Raw genomic sequence first — 22,812 nt, forward strand, 5'->3', positions numbered from 1 at the left:
GTGCCGTGCCGTGCCGTGCCGTGCCGTGCCGTGCCGTGCCGTGCTTATGGTAACGTATTGACTCGTTGTGTTTTGAAAGTTTTTTAGCTGGCTTCAATTAAAGTGAGCGTGCGCAGTCGTGGCAAAAACCTCAGCCAAACAAATATTAAAAGCTGGCGTTTATTGCAGAGGCACTTGTTTGGTCTGCAGAAGTTACTGTGTGCAGCTTTGGGTAAGTAAGGGTTTATAAAGCGCACTTGGGTGCGTGGGTTTTGGGCAGTTTTCTTGCCTTTGGTAGTGTTTTGCTCAAAGGATAAGAAAACTGCCTGTAATACGCAGCTATTTTTAGAGGTATGGTTTTAGACGTTTTTGCCAGCAATGGTGGCCAGCGTTGCCCCTGCGGCAGCAAGAGCCATAAGCAAAATACCATCCCAAATGAGGCTGCTTGCGGTTAGGTCGTACCCGGCAACGGCAAGGTGCGATGGAATGGCGGCGGCAACACCACTTATGGCATCACGCGCTTGGGGGTCTGCTGCGGCGGCAGCGTGGGTGAGGGAGCCAATAACAGCAGGCAGAACTTTCCAGAGCACACCAGCAATAAGCAGCAAAGGAGCGAGCAGTTCAGCCAGTTGCTGTACAAAATAGAACACAAAATAGCAGATAGCCCAAATGGTGGTGCGGAGCATGCTAAGCAGTATCATGTCTGACGCTTTTGGTTTGTTGGAAGAAAGCGGCGCACGGCCGTATGAGGCGTTGGAAGGCTGATCCATAATATGCCACGATCCCTTGGTGCTGAAACTGAAATTGCCCCATAAGCCTTAGGTAAGCCCGCAGGGTGTTAAGGTTGCCGGACTATACACGAGCCAGCGCCTACGCACACTCTTTCCAACGCAAAGCGGGTTATGCACGGCCTATCGGCGCAAAGGCTTAAGAGATCACGACTTTGCGAGGTTGGTTTCTCAGCATTTAGGAACAAATTAAAACATGCTCATGATGCATCATACCTCTGGCGGGATAGTGCTTGCCCCTGCACAACAGGGGTGGCTCTGGCCCCAATAGGGTATTGGTTTTTACATGGGTTGGCTGGTAGGGGCGTATGCAAAGCCCTGTTATGGCAGCAAGTATGACGACTAAGGCGGATAATACATGAATCTTTTGTCGTGCACGGTCTGGCTTGTTGGCGTTGGGGGCGCCGCGCAGGGCCGGTTTGCTGGGCTGCTGCGCCAACGTGGTTTTCAGGTTGAAAGCCTGCCTGATGGGGCTTCGGCTTTTGCCGCGTTTGAAAACGGTTTGCCAGACTTGTTGGTTGTGCCAGTTGAAATGGCAGATATGACCGCCATTCACATGAGCCAACGCTTACGTGTTAACGCCATAACACGCGGCATACCTATTGTTGTGCTCACTGAAAATGCAGACCCCGCCTGCGAGCAAGCTGTGCTGGAGCGGGGGGCAGATGCCTGTTTTTGTGTGCAGTCAGACCCGCTGCTTTTTATGTTTAGGGTATGCACTCTGCTGCGCGAATATGCAGATGATTTACCCCTGCGTGAAGACGTAGGCTACCACGCCCCTTCTGTTATGGTTGTGACCGCGCCCGGTGGGGTTTTATGGTCTTGGGCAGGTGGTACCCCCGATACAGTGCATGCAGAACCACAGACTATAGCCCAGCCTGCTATTTTGGACTGGGTAAAACAAAACTGCCAACAAGCTACTTTGGTAACAAACCTAGCCAGTTTAGAAGGCCCAGAAAAAGCAGGCGGTCAACGCTACCCAGATTGCGTGGTGGTAGATTTAGCATGCCCAGAGTTTGATGGTTTAGCCCTTGTACAACGCCTTGTTGTGCTGCGGCGGCGCTATAGGCAGTGCAGCCGCGTACTGGGTATGGTGCCAAGCGGGCAAGTGGTTGGCCACAAAGCGACCATAGCGTTTGAGGCAGGTGTTGATGATCTGGTGGATGCCGATATTTCAGCCACTCTGTTAATGGCCCGCATAGATAGCTTAGTGCGCCGTAAAATTTTGCAAGACGAAATGCGCCAAGAAGACGCGCATATTGAAAGTGCCCGTGCCCGTATGGCATTGGCTGACGCCCTGCGCCGGGTTAATGCCGACTTGGCAGCAGCCAACCGTAAATTGATAGAGGCGCAGGCCAAGCTGGTGCAGTCAGCCAAAATGGCCTCTTTGGGGGAGTTGGCCGCCGGTATTGCCCACGAGTTTAATAACCCATTGGCATTTGTTTTGGCGCACGAAAATACAGTAAGCCGCAGCATAGCCCGTGCGCAGGAGGCTGTGCAGGCCGGAGACCTTGTGGTGGCCGAATCTGCCCTCACCAAAAGTGGTGAGCGGCTTGCGGCATCTTTGGTTGGGCTGTCACGTATGCGTGACCTAGTGGCCAGTTTGCGCCGCTTTTCTCGGTTGGAGGAAGGCGAGTTTGCCCGCCTAGATGTGCCAGAAGCCTTAAGCATGGTTTTAACCCTACTGGCCCCCAAATTAGGGCAGGAAATTGAGGTTGTCTGCCACCTAGATGCCCCGGCAGAGCTATTGTGCCAGGCGGCATTGGTGAACCAGGTGGTTATGAATATTGTAAGCAATGCCGCAGATGCTATTTTAGAAAAACGCACAGCAGAAAAAGAGAAAAATATAAAAACACCACAGCGCGATAAAATTGAGATTTCGTCCTGCCTTGCCGCGTCAACAGAGAAGGCTGGGCAGATGGACTATGTTATTCGTATTACGGATACAGGGCCGGGTATGCCTGAAACGCTACAGGAACGGATATTTGAACCCTTCTTTACAACAAAACCTGTAGGGTCAGGGACTGGGTTAGGGCTGGCCACCGCCTATGGTGTTGTACAGGCTCATGGTGGAAGTATTGTTGTGACCAATATGCAACAAAACGGTGGGGCCTGTTTTACCCTGCGGGTGCCGTACACGCCGGTGGAGGAGAAGCGCAGTGATAACGCTGCCTGAGTTAAGAAATAAGCCTGTTGTACTGGTTGTAGATGATGAACCTGAAATTCTGGTGGCCCTGACAGACCTGCTGGAAGAAACGTACACGGTTCTGTCGGCCTCGTCTGGCGAGCAGGGGTTGAAACTGCTTGAGCAACAGCCTGATGTTGCGGTGATCATTTCAGACCAGCGCATGCCCAACATGACCGGAGATGCGTTTTTGGCGCAGGCGCGCCAGCTTTCATCTGCCGGGGCGGTATTGCTGACAGGGTACGCCGATATTTCTGCCGTTGAGGCGGCCCTTAACCGTGGGCAAATTTCGTTTTTTGCCTACAAACCGTGGGACGGTGAAACACTGCTGTCTATGGTGGCGCAGGCTGCCCGCCGGTATGAGTTGGAAAAAGAGCTGGCGTGTGAGCAGCGCTTGCTGCGTGGCCTGCTTGATAACCTGCCTTTTGGGCTGGCTTTTAAAGATGAAAAAGGCCGCTTTATTCGGGTTAATGCGCAAATGGCGCAGCAACTGGGTACGTCTGTGCAAGACTGCCTTGGCCAAACAGAAGAAGAGCTTGTGGAAGGGGAGCGCTTAGCAAGTTTGCAAGACGCTAAACCTGTTTTGGCAAGTGGTGGGCGTGACCAGCAGGTACTGAAACTTTCAGATGCCAAAGGCTACGCCCGCTGGCACGACTTAACGCGCATTAAGCTTGGTAATGGCTCAGATAGCAGCGTGACCTCTCGGGCCATGCCAGATGTAGCTGATTATTCTATTCTAATAGACCGTGACGTAACAGATTTGCTCAATTTGGAGCAAAGACTACGCCAAGCCCAAAAAATGCAGGCCATTGGCACGCTGGCCGGTGGTATAGCGCACGACTTTAATAACCTGCTTACCGCCATTATGGGGTCTTTGGAACTGGTGCAGGATATTGAACCACCTAAAGAGGCCGGGGTAAGCCGCCTGTTTAACAATGCGCTTGAGGCCGCCCGGCGTGGTGGGGTGCTTACACAAAAACTGCTAGATTTTAGCCGCCCGCGCCATTTGTCTTGCCAGCAGGTTGATGTTGTAAGCCTGCTTAAAGACCTTGAAGGCTTTATGATGCACGGCAAAGTGCCCAGTGACCTGCAAGATGCTTTGGGGGCAGATAGCCTAGAAGCCGCAGGCCGTATGAGCGGCGTGCAGTTTAACCTGCCAGAAGACCCCCTGCCGGTGGTCTGGACAGATGCCATACAGCTAGAACTGGCTGTTTTTAACCTGTGCGTAAACGCACAGGATGCCCAGCCAGATGATGGTGTTATTAGTGTTTCTGTCCGTAAGTCTGCGCGGTTGCTTGGGCGTACCTCTTCTGGCGCACCGGGTGAGGCTTGGGTGGTTGTGCAGGTTATGGATACCGGCGTTGGCATGACCGAAGAAATGCAGGCTCGTATTTTTGACCCCTTCTTTACGACCAAAGATATGGGGCAGGGTACGGGTATGGGCCTGTCCATGATTTATGGGTTTATTAACCACTGCGGTGGTGAAGTGCGGGTAGATAGCGTGCCCGGTGGGGGCACATCTATTGAGCTATGGCTGCCAGCTATGGCCGCCACCAACCAGCCTGTGCCAGAAAAAATAGTGGCTGCCCCCAAACCAGTAGAGCCACGGGTTGTGCTGCCAGTGCTTGAACCCGGCAACACCATTTTGGTGGTTGATGACGAACCGGGCGTGCGTGCCGTAACAGCCGGGTTTTTACGCCGGGCTGGGTATAAGGTGCTAGAAGCGGCCAGCGGTATGGAAGCACTGCAAAAGGTGGATGACAGCCCAGAAATAGCCTTGGTGGTGATGGACGTTATGATGCCGGGCATGAACGGAAACGAGGCCGCGCGGCATATTCAGGTTAAAAAGCCGCACCTGCCTGTGCTGTTTGTAACAGGCTATACAGACTTGGGTTTGCTGCCCGCAGGGGTAACGGTTTTGCATAAACCCTACACACGAGATGCTTTGTTGGCAGATGTAAGGGCAATGCTGGCTGCATAACGGTGCCCCCTTGCGTTAGCGGGGGGAGCACCTATTTCTTGTTACTATGCAAAGCTTTCACACGACCTCCACCCCGCACGACCCTGTTGGTTGGCACGGTACAACCATTCTCTGCGTTAGGCGTGGCCCAGATGTGGCCATGGCAGGCGATGGGCAGGTTACACTTGGCAGCACTGTTATTAAGGGCAATGCCCGTAAGGTGCGCCGCATTGGGCCATCTGGTTCTATTCTGGCAGGGTTTGCCGGGGCCACGGCAGATGCCTTTACCTTGCTTGAGCGCCTAGAGGCCAAGCTGGAGCGCTACCCAAACCAATTGGAACGGGCGTGTGTTGAGCTGGCAAAAGACTGGCGCACAGACCGCTACCTACGCCGCCTAGAAGCCATGATGGCTGTGGCAGATGCTGAGCATTCTTTTACCCTGACAGGCAACGGAGACGTGTTGGAGCCAGAAGATGGCATTATTGCCATTGGCTCTGGCGGTAATTATGCGCTTTCTGCTGCCCGTGCGCTGTTAACGGTTGACGGGTTGAATGCTGAGGAAATTGTAAGGCGTTCCATGAAAATTGCTGGTGATATCTGTGTTTATACCAACCATTCTGTGCGCATAGAAACGCTTTCAGCGCGTGTGGGTAAAGAGTAAGGGGGGCTGAGAGCATGGACGCACCAACATTTTCTCCGCGTGAAATTGTGTCTGAACTTGACCGGTTTATTGTTGGCCAAGCCGATGCCAAACGGGCCGTTGCCATAGCCATGCGTAACCGCTGGCGCAGAGCGCAACTGGCAGAGGGCATGCGCGATGAAGTTGTACCAAAAAACATACTCATGATTGGGCCAACAGGCTGCGGTAAAACCGAAATTGCCCGTAGGCTTGCCAAATTGGCGCAAGCACCCTTTTTGAAAATAGAAGCCACCAAATTTACCGAAGTAGGTTACGTGGGGCGTGATGTGGATAGTATTATCCGCGATCTTGTTGAGGCCTCTCTGACCATGCTGCGTGACGTTAAGCGGCGTGAGGTAAAAGGAAAGGCCGAGCAAGCAGCAGAAGAGCGCGTGTTAGATGCGCTGGTAGGGCAGGGTGCTGCCGCAGAAACGCGCAATAAGTTTAGAACCATGTTGCGTGAAGGCCAGCTTGAAGACAAAGACATTGAAGTGGCTGTTGTAGAAGCCGCCCCTCACACTGGCACGGAAATGCCCGGTGTTATGCCCGGCAATGTTATTAACTTTGGCGAAATGATGAAGGGGTTTATGAACCGTGCCCCCCAGCCACGCAAATTAAAGGTTTCTGCCGCCCGTATATACCTAGAGCGAGAAGAAGCCGATAAACTGCTGGATAACGAGGCCCTAACCCGCGAGGCCGTGGCGCACGCGCAAAATAACGGCATTGTTTTTTTAGATGAAATAGACAAAGTGTGCGCCCGCGCAGCAGAGGGCGGTACGCGTGGGGGAGATGTCTCGCGCGAGGGCGTGCAGCGTGACTTGCTGCCCCTTATAGAGGGCACCACGGTTTCTACCAAATATGGGCCGGTTAAAACCGACCATATTCTCTTTATTGCATCGGGCGCGTTTCATGTGGCTAAGCCGTCTGACCTGCTGCCAGAGTTACAGGGGCGTTTGCCCATACGGGTTGAGTTGCAACCCCTTACGCGTGAAGACTTGCGGCGTATTTTAACAGACCCTGAGCATTCTTTGCTCAAACAATACACCGCTTTGCTGCAAACTGAAGGTGTATGCTTAACGTTTGAAGAGAGCGCAGTGGATGCATTGGCCGAATTGGCGGCAGATATTAACGAGCGTGTTGAAAATATTGGTGCGCGTCGTCTTGCCACAGTGCTTGAAAAGCTGTTGGAAGAGATCTCTTTCACGGCCTCGGATCGTAAGGGCGAGGCAATTTCCGTTGGCGCTTCTCTCGTACATGAGAAAGTGGCTCCTTTGGCCCGTAAGGGTGACCTCAGCCGGTTTATTTTATAATGGACGCACCTTTTGTATTACCACTTGAAGAGACAGCCGCCCAAGCCATTGAGGCTATTAAGGACGAGCTGGAACTGTTTGATGACTGGATGGAGCGTTACCAGTATATTATAGAAATGGGCCGTAAGTTACCGGCTTTTCCTAAAGAATGGTGCGATGATGCACACCGCGTGCCCGGTTGCCAAAGCCAGGTATGGCTAGAAGCACGAGAAGAGAACGGTAACCTGTATTTTGCAGGCCTGTCTGATGCGGCCATTGTCTGTGGCTTGGTGGCCTTGTTGCTGCGGGTATATTCTGGCCGTAGCAGTGCAGAAATTATTGCAACAGAGCCAAAATTTTTACATGACCTAGGCTTGGTGCAAGCACTCTCAACCAACCGTGGTAACGGGGTTGAAGCTATGGCGCGGGCAATACGTTCTGCTGCTGCGGCAATAGCTGCGTAAGGTGTCGTGTCGGCTTTAGTTAGGGCTATTTTAAAAGCCCATTAACGTGGGTTGTGGTGTTTTTGTTTTTTTAAATAAGAGGTTTTTGCTTCGGTGCTACCATATTGTGGGTGTGCCGAAGTGCCCACGCAGTTACAAATGTGGCTGGGTCGCCGTTGCCTCTGAGATTGTATAGTGCTCTCTCAGGTGGGTTAAAAAGATGATGCTATCGTTTTTTTTGAGTGTTGAAAGTTTTTTTAAAACTATTGAAATAAAAAGAGAGTTTCTATTTTTTAGAATTTTCTGAAGCCCTGTCACTTAATGGAGTGGCGGGGTTTTATTTTGGAATGCCGTTTTGTGGCTGCCAGGGTTTGTCTGTTGATGGTTCTGCTGGGCTTATAGGTGTGCCTGTGTAAGTAAAAAGAAAGGCTGGCTGAGCAGTTCAGGCTGTTATGCCCTGAACTCCCAGCCAGCCTTTTTATAAGCGAGGCTTTAAAAAGGAGCTTTTACGCTGACTTCTTTTCCGCAAGGCCTTTGAGCACATCTGCTGGGCGGATAGGCTGGTGGCGCAGGCGTATGCCTACGGCATTAAACACGCCGTTAGCAATAGCGGCCCCAATGGTTGTAACGCCCGGTTCACCCAAGCCCATTGGTTTTTCTGTGCTTTCGACAAATTCAATGTCAATTTCTGGTGCATCGGCAATGCGTATTGGGGTGTAGGTGTTCAGGTTACGGTCGCGCACGTTGCCGTTTACAATTTCCGTATTCTCGAACAGAGCCATGCTCAGGCCCCATAGTGCCCCGCCTTCTGTTTGGGCGGCTGCGCCATCGGGGTCGATAATGGTGCCCGCATCTAGCACCAGCCAGATTTTTTGGCAGGTTACCACGCCGGTTTTACGGTCAACATGCACTTGTGCTGCACCGGCTGTCCATGTTGGCATGGCGCGCTCTTGGCCAAAGGTGGTGGCAATGCCAATGGCTGTATCTTTTGGCAAAGAGGTTTTGCCGTAGCCACATTTTTCAACAAGGCGTTTAAGCACAGCGGCCTGACGGGTTGCACCGCCAACAGAATCTGGCGCTTTGCCTGCATTGCGGCCCTTGGCCGTGAGCAGAGACAGGCGGAAGTCTACTGGGTCTTTGCCGAGTTCGTGTGCTAGTTCGTCCAAAAAGGCTTCGTGCGCCCATGGTGTCCAGCCTGAGCTAACAGAGCGCAACCAACCGGGGCGGAAGGTGTCGCTGGCAAGATCGTTATCCAGTGCGCGAACGCGCATTGGCCCAACGTCGTACCAATGGTCTGCCCCGGCAATGGCAAACTGGTCGTAGGGTTTGCCATCAGCCCCTTTTTCCATAAAGGCTGCGGCCATAACGCGGGTTGGCCAACCGGCAGAGGCATGGTGTTCCCACCCTTTTGGCTGTTTTTGCTCATCCAGTGCAACGCGCACGGTCTGGATAGAGGGTGAGCGGAAGCTGTCAAACTGCATGTCATCTGAGCGGGTCAGAATGAGTTTAACGGCCTTACCGCCAAGTGCCTTGGAAATAAGGGCGGCTGGTACGGCGTAGTCTCCGTTTAGGCGGCGGCCAAAGCCACCCCCCAGCAGGTAGCTGCGCATAACCACATCGGTTTCTGGCACTTGCAGGGCTTTGGCAATAACCGGCAGGAACAAAGACTGCCACTGGTTGCCACAATGTACTTCCCACTTGCCATCTTGTAGGCGGGCAAGGGCGTTTGTGGGTTCAAGCTGGTAATGCAGCACAGAAGCGCAGGTGTAGGTGCGCTCAAAAACCTGCTTGGCAGATTTAAAGGCGTCATCAACCCCGTCATCATTAAACACGCAAGACCCACCGGTTTTGTCGGCAATTTGTTTGCGGCCGTGTTCAATAATATCCTGCTCGGACACGTTGGCAGTTTTGCCCGGTGTCCATGTTACTTTTAGCGCATCGGTTGCGCGAATAGCTGCGGGGTAGGAAGAGGCAATAACCGCAACCCAACCCGGCACGGTATTGGAAGGGTCTTCCAATACGATGTGCCGAATGTAGCCTTTTACCTTTTTGGCCTCTGTTTCATCAACAGAAACAACTTTTGCGCCATAGCGGGTTGGGGGCAGTTTAGGGCGTGCGTAAACCATGCCCTCCAGTTTGGCATCAATCCCGTAAATGGCGCTGCCGGTGGTTTTGGCGGGAATGTCGAGCGATTTGACATCTTTGCCAATAAGGCGGCGTTCGGACGCGGGTTTGAGGGGTAATTTAGCCATTTCTTCTGGTGTGAAGGTGCGTGTGGGGTGCACCTTGCTTACAATATCACCATAGGAAATGGATTTGCTGCCAGCAATAACGCGGCCATTACGGGCAACGCAGTTAGCGGGGGTGGTGCCAAGCAGTTTAGCGCCTTCTTCCACCATAACGCTACGGGCGGCCGCACCAGCCTGACGGAACTGGTCCCATGTCATCCAGACAGACCAAGACCCGCCGGTAACCATAAGGCCCCATTTGGGGTCTGTATCAACCTGCGTGATCTGGACTTTGTCCCAGTCGGCTTCCATTTCATCAGCGATAATACGGGCTAGGGCTGTGCCAACATGCTGGCCCATTTCTGCACGGATAACGTTGATGTTGACGGTGCCATCTGGCCCGATAGAGCACCAGATTGTGGGCTCGAACGCGCCATTACCCGGCATTGTGGCACTGGCTGGGTAAAGCTGGGCCGCTTTACCTTCCCGCGCGAAGCCAAACATAAGGGCAGACCCCATGGCGGTAAGCAAAAAGCCGCGGCGGCTTGTGGTAAGGCCTGCTGCTTTATCTTGCCGTGCGGCAATCTGTTCGAGCTTACCCATGAGATGCTGTCTCCTGACGCATGGCGGCAGCGGCTTTTTTAATAGCCTTACGAATACGGATATAGGTCATGCAACGGCACAGGCTGCCGCCCATTACGCCGTCAATTTCTTCATCCGTGGGGTTTGGGTAGTCTTTAAGCAGGCTTACGGCCTGCATAATCTGGCCAGACTGGCAGTACCCGCACTGAGGTACCTGAATTTCGCGCCAGGCTTCCTGCACGGGGTGGTTACCTGCTGGGTCTAGCCCTTCAATGGTTACAACCTCGGCCCCGGCAATAGAGCTAACCGGGGTAATGCAGGAGCGGGTAGCGCGGCCACCCACATGCACGGTGCAGGCACCGCACTGGCCTACGCCACACCCAAACTTGGTGCCTGTCTGGTCTAACTCGTCCCGCAAGGCCCAGAGCAGGGGGGTGTCGTCTGGCACATCGACGGTAACGTCACGGCCATTCAGTTTAAACTTTATCATATCTGGCTCCGTGTACCGTCTTAGTGAGAAGAGTTGACAGGAATGGGCTTGACGGTTTTGCGCACGTCGGCGGCCTTTTTCTCTAGGTCTGTCCAAGCTGGCAGGGTGGTGCGTGTGCGGCGCAAGTAAGCGGCAATGCGCGCCATATCTGCATCGGACAGGGCGTTATAGAAGCTGGGCATGGCAACACCAGACTGGCCTTCTTCAGCCGTTAGGCCGTGCAGCATGACCTGATACAGGTTGGTTGGCTCGTCTAGCCACAGGGCGTTGTTAAGTGCCAGGTCTGGGCGGCCAAGCACGGGGCTTGGAGCAGCGTTATAGTGGCAGGCGGCACATGCGCCCTGATACAGCTTTGCGTCTGGGTCTACATTCGGGCCGATCAGGTCTTTTTTAGACTGTTCCATGGCAAGCTCAAGTGCTGCTTTGTCGTGCTTCTGGCGCTCGCTGGCTTTGTCTACATCGGCAAAGTAGTGGGCAATGGCGTGCACGTCTTGCTCGGGCACGGTAGCCAAAAAGCGGTGCGCAACCGGAGACATGGGGCCACCAGCTGGGCCATGCAGAGGGGCTACACCATTACGCAGGTATTGGTACAGTTCGTCTTCTGTCCAGGTGGTTGGGGTTGGGTTGTGCTCGTTAAGCGGTGGGGCAATCCAGTTATCAACCACGGCACCATCATAGACGGAGCCTTTTTTCTCTGCGCCCATAAGGTTACGGGGGGTATGGCAGGCCCCACAATGGGCGTTGCCTTCGGCCAGATACGCACCACGGTTCCATAGGTCATCATGGCTGGGGTCTGGTTTGTAAACGCCGGGCGTAAAGAACATGAGCTTCCAGGCTGCTTGGCCAATACGTAGGCTAAGCGGGAAGGGGAGCTCGTTAGGGCGCTGGGTCATGTGCACGGCAGGGCGTGTCATGAGATAGGCGTACAGGTCAGAAATATCCTGATCTGTCATTTTGGTGAAATGGTCGTATGGGAAAGCGGGAATAAGGTGCTCCCCCTCCCGCGAGACGCCGTAGCGCATGGCGCGGCGCAGGGCTTCTTCTGACCAGCGGCCTATGCCCACTTCTGGGTCTGGGGTGATGTTGGAGGAGTAAATGGCCCCAAAAGGGGTTTCCATTTTATAGTCACCAGCCAGCTCTGGGCCGCCGCCGTTATCTGTACGGGTATGGCACTCTGCGCAGTAGCCTTCTGCCGCAACAATACGGCCACGCTCTATCTGCTCAGCAGAAAAACTGCTGGCTGACGGAGGTGTGATAGGCGCAATAGCCGGATAGTATGCGTAATACAGAAACCCCAGCCCACCAAGGACACCGGCCCCCACAACTCCGCTTAAAAGACGTTTGATCACTCTACCCCCAATCCTGAACGGGGCGGAGGCGTCGCCAACGCGAAAAAACGGCACAACCGTTTTCCCTCCCATGCATTGGTATGCACTCAGCCCCAAGGCCCGTTATTTCGTTATGATGTATTTATCGTGAATTGAGGGGTAAATAAATGCATAGGTGGCAGGCAAAACACTTAAAAAATGAATAAGATTTATTTATGGGGAGTAATTTATGTTTGAAATCAAGTCTATTTACTATCGTCTATATTCTATTGAATATAGATAATCTTCTTTCTGTCAATGCAAAACGCGGCAGGTCTGTTGCGGCTATGCTACAAAATATGAAGTGTAAAGGCAGCAGTCGGTTTACTGTCTAGCAAGTTTAGGGCGAGAAAAAAGGCGCTCTATTGGCGAATTTGAGCGCTAGAAAATGAACTGTTTTAAATAGTGTTTACGTCTTGTTTTGGGTTTCTTTTTATTACGCAAGAGAAGGTTGGCATTCATGTGGCAGCTTAACTACGTGGTACATAACTAAAGAGCCCACATGAGTATAGAAATGCCCAATATGCCAGTGTGTAATACGCAAAGTTATGCCTCAGGTAGTAACTGCTTGATTGTTACGGCCTTGTTATGTGTTCTTGCTATAACAAAGAAAATTGAACTGACTTTCTAAACGTGTATTGGGGAGAGGCGGCACTCTTCGCTGACGTGTAGTGCCAGCTATATGCTGCATTGCTATTTAGGTATGTCTGGTGTGCTGGTTGGGGCAGGCCCGGTGTTGGGTGAGGTTTTAGGTTCAAAAAAGACGGTAGCGCATGCGGCGGTGGTAGCTGAGCAGGCAACGGTGCCGCTTTATGCTGCCAGCCAAGATGAATGAGGGCCGTTGAGTGGGGGTATTTATGGCAGGTGCTTGGGTTGGCTGCATAGGAGTGACTTGGCGTGCGTGCGGGTTATGGCTTTGCACAGCTACCGGCCCACGATTAGGTAAATTGAGCTATCTGACCACTACAAAATAGGGCCAATACATAGGCGGCAGTGCACACTGGCGCTTATAGCGCGCCAGTGTGCACTGGTGGTGCATACGAATGTAAACTTTATTATCATAGGCTTTATCTGTATGGCAGAAAGCTCTGCTGTAAGGCTAAGCACGGCCCCGTAACTTAGCCACAAGCCGCCGTGCAGGTAGGGCAAGGTGCCACACTTTGTATAAAGGGCGCAGTAACTTGTGTACCCACATGCTGGTAAGCTCAATACTGGCAAGACGGTTGTTTATGTGGTGTAGGGCTGTTTCAATGCTCTGCAATTGCTGCAACGTGCTGGCAAGGCCGTTGTAAAGTGGCGCGTTGTGGTGCTGCATTGAGAAAATTAACCCCTGTGCCAAGCCAAGTAGCTGGGGAGAGGTGCGTAGACTCTCTCGCAACTTTTGGTTGCGTATAAGGATATTGTAAAGCGTGTGCTGGTCTGCTTGGTTTGTAATGGTGTTACTATAAACGGAATGAGTGCCTGCACTACGCCGGTGATAAAAGGCTAGGTAGTCTTTTATATACCCAATATCTCCTTGCTGCATGATGCGTATATTATAATCCCAGTCTCCCAACACGGGCAGAGCGGCGTTAAAAGCGCCAATGCTCTGGAGCAGGCTTGCGCGCATAAGAAGAGAGATGGGCGGAAAGAGGTTGGCGTAGAGCAGTTTTGTGAAGTCGATGGTTTCGCGGTTTACGCACCATTCCTCACGTGAGAGTTCGTGCACGATATCGTTTTTAATCTCTTCATGCACAACAACACTGCCTGTTGTAACCGCTAAAAACCTTGTATTTTCAGGGTTGGTTAAAAAGGCCACGCTGTGTTTGAGAAAGTCAGGGTGCCATGTGTCGTCATCATCATGAATGGCAAAAAAAGCTTCGGTAACATGTGCTAGGGCAGCGTTGGACGCGGCCTCCATACCTTGGCTTGTGCTGTGGTGCAAAACACTTAGCCGGGTACCAAAAAGTGGGCGGTAGAGAGCTAATGTGCGCTCAAGCTCTGGCTGGTTGCCGCCGTCATTCACCAAATAAAGATGCCAAGCCGTGTGGGTTTGGAACAAAACGCTGGAGAGCGCACGGTGCAACAGCAGTAGGCGGTTTTTGGTACGCATAACAACCGCAACCGTTGCGTGTGTTGTGGCGTGTGTTGTTGTGGTGGAAGGGGAGGGTGCGTTCATTGTAATTGTGCCCGCGTGCGCGTGTCGTAATGAGAGAAAAGAGCGGTAAGGGCGTGGGTTAGGGCTGTTTTTTCTGCGCCCTTGCTGTGGGTGAGAAGTGTGAGCGCTGTGGCCATGGGCCATTCGCTCTTGTTGGTTTCTTCTATGCACTCGGCAATGGTGGGGTGGGTGAGCGGGTGCACAAGGGGCAGGTAACTGGCGTGTGAAATGTCGCCGCAATGCTCTAAAGACCCAATATCGTGCAGTTCATTGGTGGTGGGGGAAAGAGCAAGGCGGGCTAAGCTGGCAAAGGCTGTTTCTAGGGTTAGGTCTGTGCTGAGTAAGGTTTGAGCCTGACCGGTAGCACTTAGCTGCTTGAGGGTAGCCAGCGTTGCGGTTTGAAACGGTTTAATAATGCGTGCGTGTTGTGCGCTTTCAATCTCAGAGTGAGCAAGGAGTGGCACCATTGTGCAATTGTGGTTTTGGTAGCCCACTGTTGTGCCGTGGTTGGCTGTAAACAGGTTTTCTAGAATGGCTACCGCATTACGCAGCGCGTATTGGCTGTTGTCTGGCAAAAAATCGTTACCAAAAGCACCATCTAACCAGCCAGCGATGGGCCTGTTACGTTGGGCGCGGTTCCATAACCCACAGTAAAAACCATAAATTTGTGGCACATAGCCTGCATGGTGCAGTAATTGCGCAATACTGGCCTGCATAGTGCCGTGCCAGCCTACATCAACAAGGGCTATGGGGCCTTGGTGTGCGCCTTGTTGTAGTAGGTAAGCTGTGGCGTTGTCTCGGTCTATGCATAGGCGTGCGTACACCTCTGCCGCGTGGTGCTGCAAAAAGGCTTTAAAGTGCATAACTGAGTTTGGGGTGCTCCAAAAAATACTGTGCTGGAGGGAGCCAAACTGTTGCGCAGCCTGCTGCATAATGGGGCTGAGCTCGGTAAAGCCAATGCGGGTAAGTAGGGCTTTTACCGAGTTGGGCCTGTAGGTTTGCGTAAGTGTTTCCAGTGCTGCGGGGCTTAAATATTCTGGGCTGCATGATGTGGCCGCAGCGCCAAAATTGAGCGCTTTGCGTGACAGATAGAGGTAGGACGAAGGAATTTGAGTTTCAGCGTCTAGCCCCAGTGTTTTCCATGCGGCGTAGGGTAGCGCTCCATCGCGCGCGCAAAAAAAGATATGCCGTGGTTTAACCTGCGCTGCCTGTGTGGCAAGCCATTTGGCGTATGCGCCAACAACAAGTGCCCCCCAACTGGCGCCAAGCTGTGCCATAGTGTTTTGCCCTGCGGTGCATCTGGGGTGTGTAAGCTGTGCTACTCTGGATGCAATAGAAAATGGTAGAATAGCGGGGCAAAGAGGGCCGCCTTTACGGGCGGCGGAACGTGCATGCAGGTAGGGGTGGGTGGCAATGCCGTGTTTGTTGGGGCTTGCAACATCACTTTGTTGGTTATCTCCAATATGGAGTATTTTGGCCCCGGCAGGATATTTGTTTTTTACAAGGCGCCATTGGTGGCCTTCTGCTTTGGTGTGCAGTGTGTCTGATGACGCAAGTAGCGTAAGTGGGGCTGGGTAGCCTGCTTGTGTAAGAAGTTGGCAAATATGCTTGCCAGACAAATACATATCAGAAACAAACAGCACGTGGCGTTTTGCCTGCAGGGCCATGGTTACGGCCTGTTGTATTTCTGGAGTGGCTAGGCACACATGGTGCTCTATTTCTCGCTCAAGTGCGGCTAGATGTTGGGGCGAGCATAAAGTTTGCAGTAAAAGGCCTGCCAAGGCCGTGTAAATATCGTGCTGGGTTACTTCGCGGCGTTTCTCTTGGTGCCATGCTGTGTGGCGGGCCACTTGTTCTGCTGTTTCGCGCTCTAAAGCAAAATTGTTAAACGTAGGGCCGTAATGGTGGGTTAGGCTGTCTTCCATAAGGGTAAATACATCAGCCGGTGTTTCCACAATGCGGGTAAGAGCCGTATCAAACACATCAAAAGTAATAACGTCTGCTGTGCTCAGTTTGTTTTTAAAACTTTCGAGCCATGCTGTGTCTAATTGCCATTGCTCCTGAACGAGGGCGCGTGCAGCAATAAGGCGGGTTTGGAGTGTTGAGCTAAAAAGACGATTGAGGGCCGAATGAGAAGAAATAACAGACATAAAATGCTCGAAAAATGAGGAATGTCTGTAGTTTATAAGGATAAAATACTTAATGAATAATAATGGAATGTTCTAGAATAGTCTTAAAGTCTTTTTGTTTGGAAAAAAATAATAATGACGACAGTTATTTTATAGCCTGTATTTTGAAAGTTTTTGTGCGTGTGTATGTGGGTGCGCCCTGTCTGGCCAAAATTGCTGGCCAGACAGAATGCACGGGGTAGGGTTTTACAGGCTCAAACCCTGTAGTGTTGTGCGGGCTCCGGTGGTGCGTATGGCGGTGCGCAGGGCGGCTACATCTTTTACAAAAGCGGGATACTGCTCCAAACCCCATGCTGCAAAAACGGGCATGTTTAGCCCGGCTGCGGGGTCATTTTGTAGGGCGAGAGCTTTGCTTTCTTCTGTTAAGGCAGGTTCAGCAAGGCTGTACGTTTTTTGGTTGTCTGTTTGCCCGCGCAAATATTCCAAAAAGCAGGCCACGCCAAACGCAATGCGGCGGTGGTCTTTACCTGCTTTTAAAATGCCGGTTACGGTGTCTGTCCAAAATACAGGCAGTTTGGAAGCGCTGTCTGAGGCAATGCGGAGCAGTTGGTCACCCACTGCCGGGTTACGGAACCGGTCTAGCACCTGCCGGGCGTAGTCTGGCAAAGAAACGCCTTTGGGGGGTGTAATAAAGGGGCTGGCATCTTGCGCTAAAAATTGCTCCAGCAAGCTTACTAAAGCGGTGTCTTTCATGGCGTCTGGCACGGTGTCGTACGCCATAAGCACGCCGGGTAGGGCGAGCATGGAGTGTGAGGCATTGAGCATGCGCAGTTTAACCTGCTCGTATGGCCCCACGTCATCTGTAAACTGCACGCCTACGGCTTCTAGCTCTGGGCGGCCTGCGCAAAATTTATCTTCAATAACCCACTGGGTGAAGTCTTCGGCAAAGAGGGGCATTTGGTCGTTTACGCCGCTCAGTGCGTTAAGGCGCGCCACGTCATCAGCCGAGACGGAGGGCGTGATGCGGTCAACCATGGTGGAAGGGAAGGTGACGTTTTCGCTAATCCATGCGCCTAAGTCTGCATCGCGCGCGGTGGCGTAGCTGCAAAAAGCGGTGCGGGCCACGGTGCCATTATCGCGCAGGTTGTCGCAGGTCATGACTGTAAAAGGCCCAGCACCGCTCTCGCGCCGTAGGCGCAGGGCTTCTGTGATCAAACCAAAAGCGGTTTCAGGCACGCTGCGTTGCAGGTCTTGGGCAATGGCGGGGGTGTTGAGCATAAACTGGCCGTTAGCATCAACATAATAACCGCCTTCGGTAATGGTCATGCTAACAATTTTAATGGCTGGGTCTGCAAGGCGCTCAATAGCGGCTTTGCGGTCTTTTGCGGCTTGTACATATTCTGTAATGGCCCCGATAGCCCGGGTGGTGTGGCTGCCATCTGTTGCAAATTCGGTTAAGGTATAAAGGCCGTCTTGCTCGTGCATAATGGTTGCACGCTTGCTTTCGCGTGGGTTGTCGCGCAGGCCAACGCCAACAATAGCCCAGCCCTGTTGCCCGGCACGGGCTAATACACGGTCTATATAGAGTGCCTGATGGGCCCGATGAAAATTACCAACAGCCAGATGCGCAATACCGGGGGTGGTCTCTTTACGGTTGTAGCCGGGTGTTAGAACCAACGGGGGGAGAGTGGTGAGCGTGGCGTTGGAAAGGGCGGTCATGAAAGGGCGTAACCTCATATATGTTAGCTGCATAAAGCAGGGTGGAAACAAACCGTAGCAAGGGCTGGTGTGGCATGGCGTGCCTTGCCTGCCGGTGGCGCTACGGTATTAAGGCGTTTAATGTCTCTTTAAATGCGCACGGCTGGGTAAAGTTGCCTTAAAAGCCCTTTTGGGGTGCCGCTAAGGAAACATGGTGGCGCAAAACGTATGGGCTTTGAGCGAGCCGTGGCAAAAGCCGTGTTGCGTGCTACGGGTTAGGTGTGTTGTAGCAGGGCAACGCGTAGCACGCTGGGGTATAAACCAGCCTGCCGGTTAGGATGTACAAGCAGAGGTTAAGGGAAAAACTCTGCATTCGCTATCTTGTAAAAAACTGGGCTTTGGGGTAAAGCGGCGGCTTCGCACACGCGCCCGGGCTTGTGGGGCATGCCCGGCCGTGATCTGTTGCGCCGTAAGGTGTGGCGAAGTTTACAGTTTGCAGGAGTAATGAAATGCCCAAGATGAAGACCAAATCGTCGGTCAAAAAGCGGTTTAAAATTACCGCAACCGGCAAGGTGCTCTCCGGCCCATGTGGCAAACGCCACGGCCTTATCAAGCGCCCGCAAAAAATGAAACGCACCAACCGCGGTGCACAGGTGATGACCCCGCAGGACGGCCGTACCGTCAAGCAGTGGGCACCCTACGGGCTGGTTTGAGGAGTATCTGACATATGGCACGTGTAAAACGCGGTGTAACAACCCACGCTCGTCACAAAAAGGTTCTGAAGCTCTCTAAGGGTTTCCGCGGCCGGTCTTCTACAAACTACCGTATTGCTCTGGAACGGCTTGAAAAGTCTCTCCAGTATGCATACCGCGACCGTCGTAACAAAAAGCGTGAATTCCGCGCTCTTTGGATCCAGCGTATCAATGCTGCTGTGCGTGAGCATGGCCTGACCTACAGCCGTTTCATTAACGGTCTGGATAAGGCTGGCATTGAAATCGACCGTAAAGTTCTGGCCGCCATCGCATTTGATGACGCAGCATCTTTCGCTGAAATCGTGAAAAAAGCTCAGGCTGCTCTGGCTGCCTAAGTTTTAACCGATTATGGTTGACGAAAGAGGTCGCCCTTTGTGGCGGCCTTTTTTGTTTTGTGGCTACAGCTTTGTTTTGCAAGCACAAGCAGGGCTGGTAAAACCACCTTTATGGCGGGTTTTCTTTGGGTAGGGGTTTTCTCCGGCTACAGGACGGAGTATTCGCCCCATAGCGTATTTTTCCCCTCGTGCGAGGTTTCATGAGCGACGATCTTGAAGTTTTTCGGCAGGAAGTCCTGACCGAACTGGCTGGTGCCGCAGATATGCGGGCATGGGATGCCATACGGGTAGGCACCCTTGGTAAGTCTGGCCGCCTGACAACGTTGCTCAAAGCGTTGGGAAAAATGGCCCCAGATGAGCGCAAAGCCCGTGGTGCGGCCCTAAACCGCCTGCGTGATGAACTAAACCGCGCGGTTGAAGAGCGCGGTAAAGCGCTGGAAGCCGCAGCCCTTGAGGCACGGCTGATTGCAGAGCGGGTTGATGTAACCCTGCCGCCACCAGTTGAAGTGGCCGGGGCAATACACCCCATTGCGCGTGCGGTTGAAGAAATGACCGCCATTTTTGGGGCTATGGGCTTTAGCGTTGCCGAAGGGCCAGATATTGAAACCGACTGGCACAATTTTTCGGCGCTGAACACACCCGACCACCACCCAGCCCGGACAGACCACGACACGTTTTACCTCCCCCCCGCACCGGGGCTAGATGTAACGCGCGTGCTGCGTACCCAAACTTCTGGTGTGCAAATTCGCACCATGCTTGGGCAAAAACCGCCTATTCGGGTTATTTGCCCCGGCCGCACTTACCGTGCAGACCATGACGCAACGCATTCACCGATGTTCCATCAATGTGAAGGTTTGGTTGTGGGGCAGGGTATTACGCTAGGCCACCTGAAAGGGTGCCTGATTGAATTTTTGCGTGTGTTTTTTGATAAGCCCGATTTGCCGGTACGTTTTCGGTCTTCTTACTTTCCGTTTACCGAACCCTCTATGGAAGTCGATATTGGCTGGTCGCGCCGTACGGGTGAGATTGGCGGCGGAGATGATTGGCTGGAAGTGCTGGGCTCTGGCATGGTGCACCCGCGCGTGTTGGCGAACTGTGGCCTAGACCCGCGTGAGTGGCAGGGCTTTGCGTTTGGTATGGGCGTTGAGCGTTTGACCATGCTTAAAAACGGTATTCCCGACCTGCGTTCGTTCTATGAAAGTGATATTCGCTGGCTGCGCCATTACGGGTCAGACCCGCTTGCGCCCGCATTGCTGCACGAGGGGGTGTAAGTTATGAAATTCTCGCTGTCTTGGCTGTATGACCACCTTGAAACAGACGCAACACTGGCTGAAATTTGCGCCAAACTGAACCAGATTGGCCTTGAAGTTGAAGGCGTTGAAAACCGTGGTGCCGCTATTGCACCCTTTTTGACTGCCCGCATTTTAGAAGCCACCCGCCACCCCGATGCAGACCGTTTGCAGGTGTGCCGGGTAGATGCCGGGCCGGGTATGGATAACGTGCAGGTTGTGTGTGGTGCGCCTAACGCCCGTGCTGGTCTTGCTGTTATTTTTGCACCACCGGGCACTTATGTGCCGGGGTTGGACATTACGATTAAAGCAGGCAAAATTCGTGGGCAGGCCAGTGGTGGCATGCTGTGCTCTTTGCGCGAGCTTGGCTTGGGTGAAGAAAGCGATGGCATTGCCGAACTGCCAGAAGACACGTTGCCCGGCCAGTCTTACGCTGATTTTGCGGGGCTGGACGATGTGGTGGTGGAAATTGCCATTACTCCAAACCGGGGCGATGCACTGGGCGTGCGCGGTATTGCGCGTGACCTTGCTGCGGCTGGCGTGGGTAAGTTACGCCCATGGCTGGCAGAGGCAGTTGAAGGTACGTTTGAGTCTGCCATTACATGGGAAAATACAGACACCGAAGCCTGCCCTTGGGTTTTGGGCCGTACTATTCGGGGTGTAAAAAATGGCCCAAGCCCGGAATGGCTGCGCCGTAAGCTGGAAAGTATTGGCCTGCGCCCCATTTCTGCGCTGGTCGATATTACCAACTATTTCTGCTTTGACCTTGGCCGCCCCTTGCATGTGTTTGATGCGGCCAAGCTGGCTGGTGGCCGCCTGAAAATATGCCGTGGGGCGGGCGAAACCTTCCGTGCGCTTGATGGGCAGGATTACATTGTAACCCCAGAAGACTGCGTGATGACAGACGCCAATGGCGTACAGTCTCTGGCCGGTATTATGGGCGGTGAAGCCTCTGGCGCTACAGAAGAAACCACAGATGTATTTGTGGAATGTGCTCTATTTGACCCCGTACATGTTGCCCTGAGCGCACGCCGGGTTGGGCTGTCTTCTGACTCGAGCTACCGTTTTGAGCGTGGGGTTGACCAAGCTCTGCCAATAGCTGCGCTTGAAGCCGCAACCCGTATGATACTGGACGTATGCGGTGGGGAAGCCAGCGAAGTGGTTTCTGGTGGCGCGCAGCCCAAGTGGCAGCGTGACGCAACCCTGCGCTTTGACCGCGTACGCGACCTTGGCGGGTTAGACGTTACCGCAGATGAAAGCGTAAGCCTGCTGGAAAAACTGGGTTTTGAAGTGCAGGAGCGTACTGCGCAGGCCGTGCGTGTAAGCGTGCCGTCATGGCGTAACGACATTGCCCAAAAAGTTGTGCTGGCGCAGGGCAATAAGCTTGAGGTCGCCGTGGCCGCCAAAGCGGCAGAGGGCGTAGCCCTGTGTGAAGCCGAGAGCGACTTGGTTGAGGAAATTTTGCGCCTGAAGGGGCTGGATAGTGTGCCAGCCGTACCTTTGCCTGCACTGAGTGTGGTGCCGGGTGTGGCCCTTACCCCCAAACAGGCCCGTGCAGCCCGTGCGCGCCGTATTTTGGCCGCACGTGGCTTAGTTGAAACGGTTGGGTTCTCGTTTGTTTCGCACGAGGAGGCCTTGCTGTTTGGCGGTGCGCCAGAAAGCCTGCGCCTGCTTAACCCCATTGCATCTGACCTAGACCAGATGCGCCCTACACCGTTGGTAAACCTAGTTGCCGCAGCGCAGCGTAATGCTGCGCGTGGCTGGGCTGATATTGGCTTGTTTGAAGTAGGGCCTGCTTTTTCTGAGGCAGGGCAGCAGGTTGTAACGGCTGGTGTACGCAGTGGCCACACGCCACGCTACCCCGGCCATGAAAGCCAAGCTGTTTCTTTGTGGGCAGCAAAAGCTGACGCGCTGGAAGTGCTGACACAGCTTGGTGTTTCACCTGATGCGCTGAGCACAACGGCTGATGCGCCATCTTGGTACCACCCAGGCCGCTCTGGCGCGGTGCGGCAGGGGCCAAAAAATGTGCTGGCTTACTTTGGTGAACTGCACCCCTCCTTATTGCAAGCGGTTGGTATTGATACGCCAGTTGTTGCGTTTGAAGTGTTTATGGACAGCATAGCTGAGCCAAAACGCCGTAAAAAAGCAGCGCCTAAATTGTCTGCTTTCCAGCCAGTACGCCGCGATTTTGCTTTTGTTGTGGCGCGTGATGTGGCGGCAGAAAATGTGTTGAAAGCCGCCAAGGGGGCAGAGCGCACCCTTGTAACGGGTGCCAGTGTGTTTGACGTGTATGAAGGCCCGCATGTGGCAGAGGGTTTCCGCTCTATTGGGGTGGAAGTAACCTTGCAACCGGTAGAGAAAAGCCTGACCGATGCGGAACTCGAGGCTGTGTCTGACAAGATTGTGGCCGCTGTCAGCAAAGCAACGGGTGGCACACTGCGTTAAGCGGCTAACACCCCCACGCGGCACAGAAACACTGAGG

At 53.3% G+C, this 22,812-nt stretch carries 17 protein-coding genes; 10 read left to right on the forward strand and 7 right to left on the reverse strand.

Translation table 11 applies throughout. The annotated features are described in order from the left end of the window. Positions 1-338: 338 nt before the first annotated feature. Positions 339-749 (reverse strand): hypothetical protein, encoded by a 411-nt coding sequence (locus tag Abor_RS09310; RefSeq protein WP_048841609.1) that lies wholly within the window; start codon positions 747-749, stop codon positions 339-341. Positions 750-1,125: 376 nt separating this feature from the next. Between Abor_RS09310 and Abor_RS09315 the strand changes: the two genes are divergently transcribed. From Abor_RS09315 to Abor_RS09335, 5 genes are read left to right on the forward strand one after another with little or no spacing between them, the layout of a single operon-like run. Beyond that, a complete protein-coding gene (locus tag Abor_RS09315; RefSeq protein WP_048841610.1) occupies positions 1,126-2,943 on the forward strand; it encodes an ATP-binding protein in 1,818 nt (605 codons plus the stop codon). Then, complete coding sequence (locus Abor_RS09320; RefSeq protein WP_048841611.1) at positions 2,927-4,933, forward strand: response regulator; 2,007 nt, start codon at positions 2,927-2,929, stop codon at positions 4,931-4,933. Before Abor_RS09315 ends, Abor_RS09320 begins: the two co-directional genes overlap by 17 nt. A 46-nt stretch (positions 4,934-4,979) precedes the next feature. Beyond that, entirely contained in the window at positions 4,980-5,573 is a 594-nt protein-coding gene (gene hslV, locus Abor_RS09325; protein ID WP_048841612.1) for an ATP-dependent protease subunit HslV, read from the forward strand. Positions 5,574-5,587: 14 nt separating this feature from the next. Further along, positions 5,588-6,901 carry an ATP-dependent protease ATPase subunit HslU gene (gene hslU, locus Abor_RS09330; protein WP_048841613.1) on the forward strand — a complete coding sequence of 438 codons (1,314 nt, stop codon included), beginning with the start codon at positions 5,588-5,590 and terminating at the stop codon, positions 6,899-6,901. Then, positions 6,901-7,344 (forward strand): SufE family protein, encoded by a 444-nt coding sequence (locus Abor_RS09335; RefSeq protein ID WP_048841614.1) that lies wholly within the window; start codon positions 6,901-6,903, stop codon positions 7,342-7,344. The genes hslU and Abor_RS09335 overlap by 1 nt, the downstream gene beginning before the upstream one ends. Before the next feature lie 485 nt (positions 7,345-7,829). On the opposite strand, the gene Abor_RS09340 is transcribed toward Abor_RS09335, so the two are convergent. Genes Abor_RS09340 through Abor_RS09350 form a run of 3 tightly spaced genes read right to left on the reverse strand, consistent with a single transcriptional unit; the run spans position 7,830 to position 11,972 of the window. Then, positions 7,830-10,154 carry a xanthine dehydrogenase family protein molybdopterin-binding subunit gene (locus Abor_RS09340; RefSeq protein WP_048841615.1) on the reverse strand — a complete coding sequence of 775 codons (2,325 nt, stop codon included), beginning with the start codon at positions 10,152-10,154 and terminating at the stop codon, positions 7,830-7,832. Then, entirely contained in the window at positions 10,147-10,623 is a 477-nt protein-coding gene (locus Abor_RS09345) for a (2Fe-2S)-binding protein (protein ID WP_048841616.1), read from the reverse strand. The genes Abor_RS09340 and Abor_RS09345 overlap by 8 nt, the downstream gene beginning before the upstream one ends. A 20-nt stretch (positions 10,624-10,643) precedes the next feature. Then, positions 10,644-11,972 (reverse strand): c-type cytochrome, encoded by a 1,329-nt coding sequence (locus Abor_RS09350; RefSeq protein WP_048841617.1) that lies wholly within the window; start codon positions 11,970-11,972, stop codon positions 10,644-10,646. 700 nt (positions 11,973-12,672) lie between these two features. On the opposite strand from Abor_RS09350, the gene Abor_RS09355 reads away from it, so the two are divergent. Then, positions 12,673-12,825 (forward strand): hypothetical protein, encoded by a 153-nt coding sequence (locus tag Abor_RS09355; RefSeq protein ID WP_158319732.1) that lies wholly within the window; start codon positions 12,673-12,675, stop codon positions 12,823-12,825. A gap of 264 nt (positions 12,826-13,089) precedes the next feature. Here Abor_RS09355 and Abor_RS09360 read toward each other — a convergent pair whose 3' ends face one another. From Abor_RS09360 to Abor_RS09370, 3 genes are all read right to left on the reverse strand, one after another. Continuing rightward, positions 13,090-14,148, reverse strand: a complete 1,059-nt coding sequence (locus Abor_RS09360) for a glycosyltransferase family 2 protein (protein WP_048841618.1) — start codon at positions 14,146-14,148, stop codon at positions 13,090-13,092. Beyond that, entirely contained in the window at positions 14,145-16,277 is a 2,133-nt protein-coding gene (locus tag Abor_RS09365) for a hypothetical protein (RefSeq protein WP_048841619.1), read from the reverse strand. Before Abor_RS09365 ends, Abor_RS09360 begins: the two co-directional genes overlap by 4 nt. Before the next feature lie 225 nt (positions 16,278-16,502). Further along, positions 16,503-17,975 (reverse strand): mannitol dehydrogenase family protein, encoded by a 1,473-nt coding sequence (locus Abor_RS09370; protein ID WP_048841811.1) that lies wholly within the window; start codon positions 17,973-17,975, stop codon positions 16,503-16,505. 488 nt (positions 17,976-18,463) lie between these two features. On the opposite strand from Abor_RS09370, the gene rpmI reads away from it, so the two are divergent. From rpmI to pheT, 4 genes are all read left to right on the forward strand, one after another. Continuing rightward, positions 18,464-18,667 carry a 50S ribosomal protein L35 gene (gene rpmI / locus Abor_RS09375; protein WP_048841620.1) on the forward strand — a complete coding sequence of 68 codons (204 nt, stop codon included), beginning with the start codon at positions 18,464-18,466 and terminating at the stop codon, positions 18,665-18,667. Between the two features lie 14 nt (positions 18,668-18,681). Continuing rightward, positions 18,682-19,041, forward strand: coding sequence for a 50S ribosomal protein L20 (gene rplT / locus Abor_RS09380; RefSeq protein ID WP_048841621.1), 360 nt, complete (start codon positions 18,682-18,684; stop codon positions 19,039-19,041). A 200-nt stretch (positions 19,042-19,241) separates the two neighbouring features. After that, positions 19,242-20,312, forward strand: a complete 1,071-nt coding sequence (gene pheS, locus Abor_RS09385) for a phenylalanine--tRNA ligase subunit alpha (protein ID WP_048841622.1) — start codon at positions 19,242-19,244, stop codon at positions 20,310-20,312. A gap of 3 nt (positions 20,313-20,315) precedes the next feature. Then, positions 20,316-22,775: a phenylalanine--tRNA ligase subunit beta gene (gene pheT, locus Abor_RS09390; protein ID WP_048841623.1), complete on the forward strand. Its 2,460-nt coding sequence runs from the start codon at positions 20,316-20,318 to the stop codon at positions 22,773-22,775. Positions 22,776-22,812: the final 37 nt, after the last annotated feature.

It is taken from the genome of Acetobacter orientalis (assembly GCF_000963965.1).
In the GTDB taxonomy this organism is placed as follows: domain Bacteria; phylum Pseudomonadota; class Alphaproteobacteria; order Acetobacterales; family Acetobacteraceae; genus Acetobacter; species Acetobacter orientalis.

Bases quoted from the DNA above. Each gene is read 5' to 3' on its own strand.
- Abor_RS09335 (WP_048841614.1), top strand. From the start codon at position 6,901: ATGGACGCACCTTTTGTATTACCACTTGAAGAGACAGCCGCCCAAGCC.
- pheT (WP_048841623.1), top strand. From the start codon at position 20,316: ATGAAATTCTCGCTGTCTTGGCTGTATGACCACCTTGAAACAGACGCA.
- hslV (WP_048841612.1), top strand. From the start codon at position 4,980: ATGCAAAGCTTTCACACGACCTCCACCCCGCACGACCCTGTTGGTTGG.
- Abor_RS09315 (WP_048841610.1), top strand. From the start codon at position 1,126: ATGAATCTTTTGTCGTGCACGGTCTGGCTTGTTGGCGTTGGGGGCGCC.
- rpmI (WP_048841620.1), top strand. From the start codon at position 18,464: ATGCCCAAGATGAAGACCAAATCGTCGGTCAAAAAGCGGTTTAAAATT.
- Abor_RS09340 (WP_048841615.1), bottom strand. From the start codon at position 10,154: ATGGGTAAGCTCGAACAGATTGCCGCACGGCAAGATAAAGCAGCAGGC.
- pheS (WP_048841622.1), top strand. From the start codon at position 19,242: ATGAGCGACGATCTTGAAGTTTTTCGGCAGGAAGTCCTGACCGAACTG.
- Abor_RS09355 (WP_158319732.1), top strand. From the start codon at position 12,673: ATGCTGCATTGCTATTTAGGTATGTCTGGTGTGCTGGTTGGGGCAGGC.
- hslU (WP_048841613.1), top strand. From the start codon at position 5,588: ATGGACGCACCAACATTTTCTCCGCGTGAAATTGTGTCTGAACTTGAC.
- Abor_RS09310 (WP_048841609.1), bottom strand. From the start codon at position 749: ATGGATCAGCCTTCCAACGCCTCATACGGCCGTGCGCCGCTTTCTTCC.
- Abor_RS09370 (WP_048841811.1), bottom strand. From the start codon at position 17,975: ATGACCGCCCTTTCCAACGCCACGCTCACCACTCTCCCCCCGTTGGTT.
- rplT (WP_048841621.1), top strand. From the start codon at position 18,682: ATGGCACGTGTAAAACGCGGTGTAACAACCCACGCTCGTCACAAAAAG.
- Abor_RS09360 (WP_048841618.1), bottom strand. From the start codon at position 14,148: ATGAACGCACCCTCCCCTTCCACCACAACAACACACGCCACAACACAC.
- Abor_RS09365 (WP_048841619.1), bottom strand. From the start codon at position 16,277: ATGTCTGTTATTTCTTCTCATTCGGCCCTCAATCGTCTTTTTAGCTCA.
- Abor_RS09345 (WP_048841616.1), bottom strand. From the start codon at position 10,623: ATGATAAAGTTTAAACTGAATGGCCGTGACGTTACCGTCGATGTGCCA.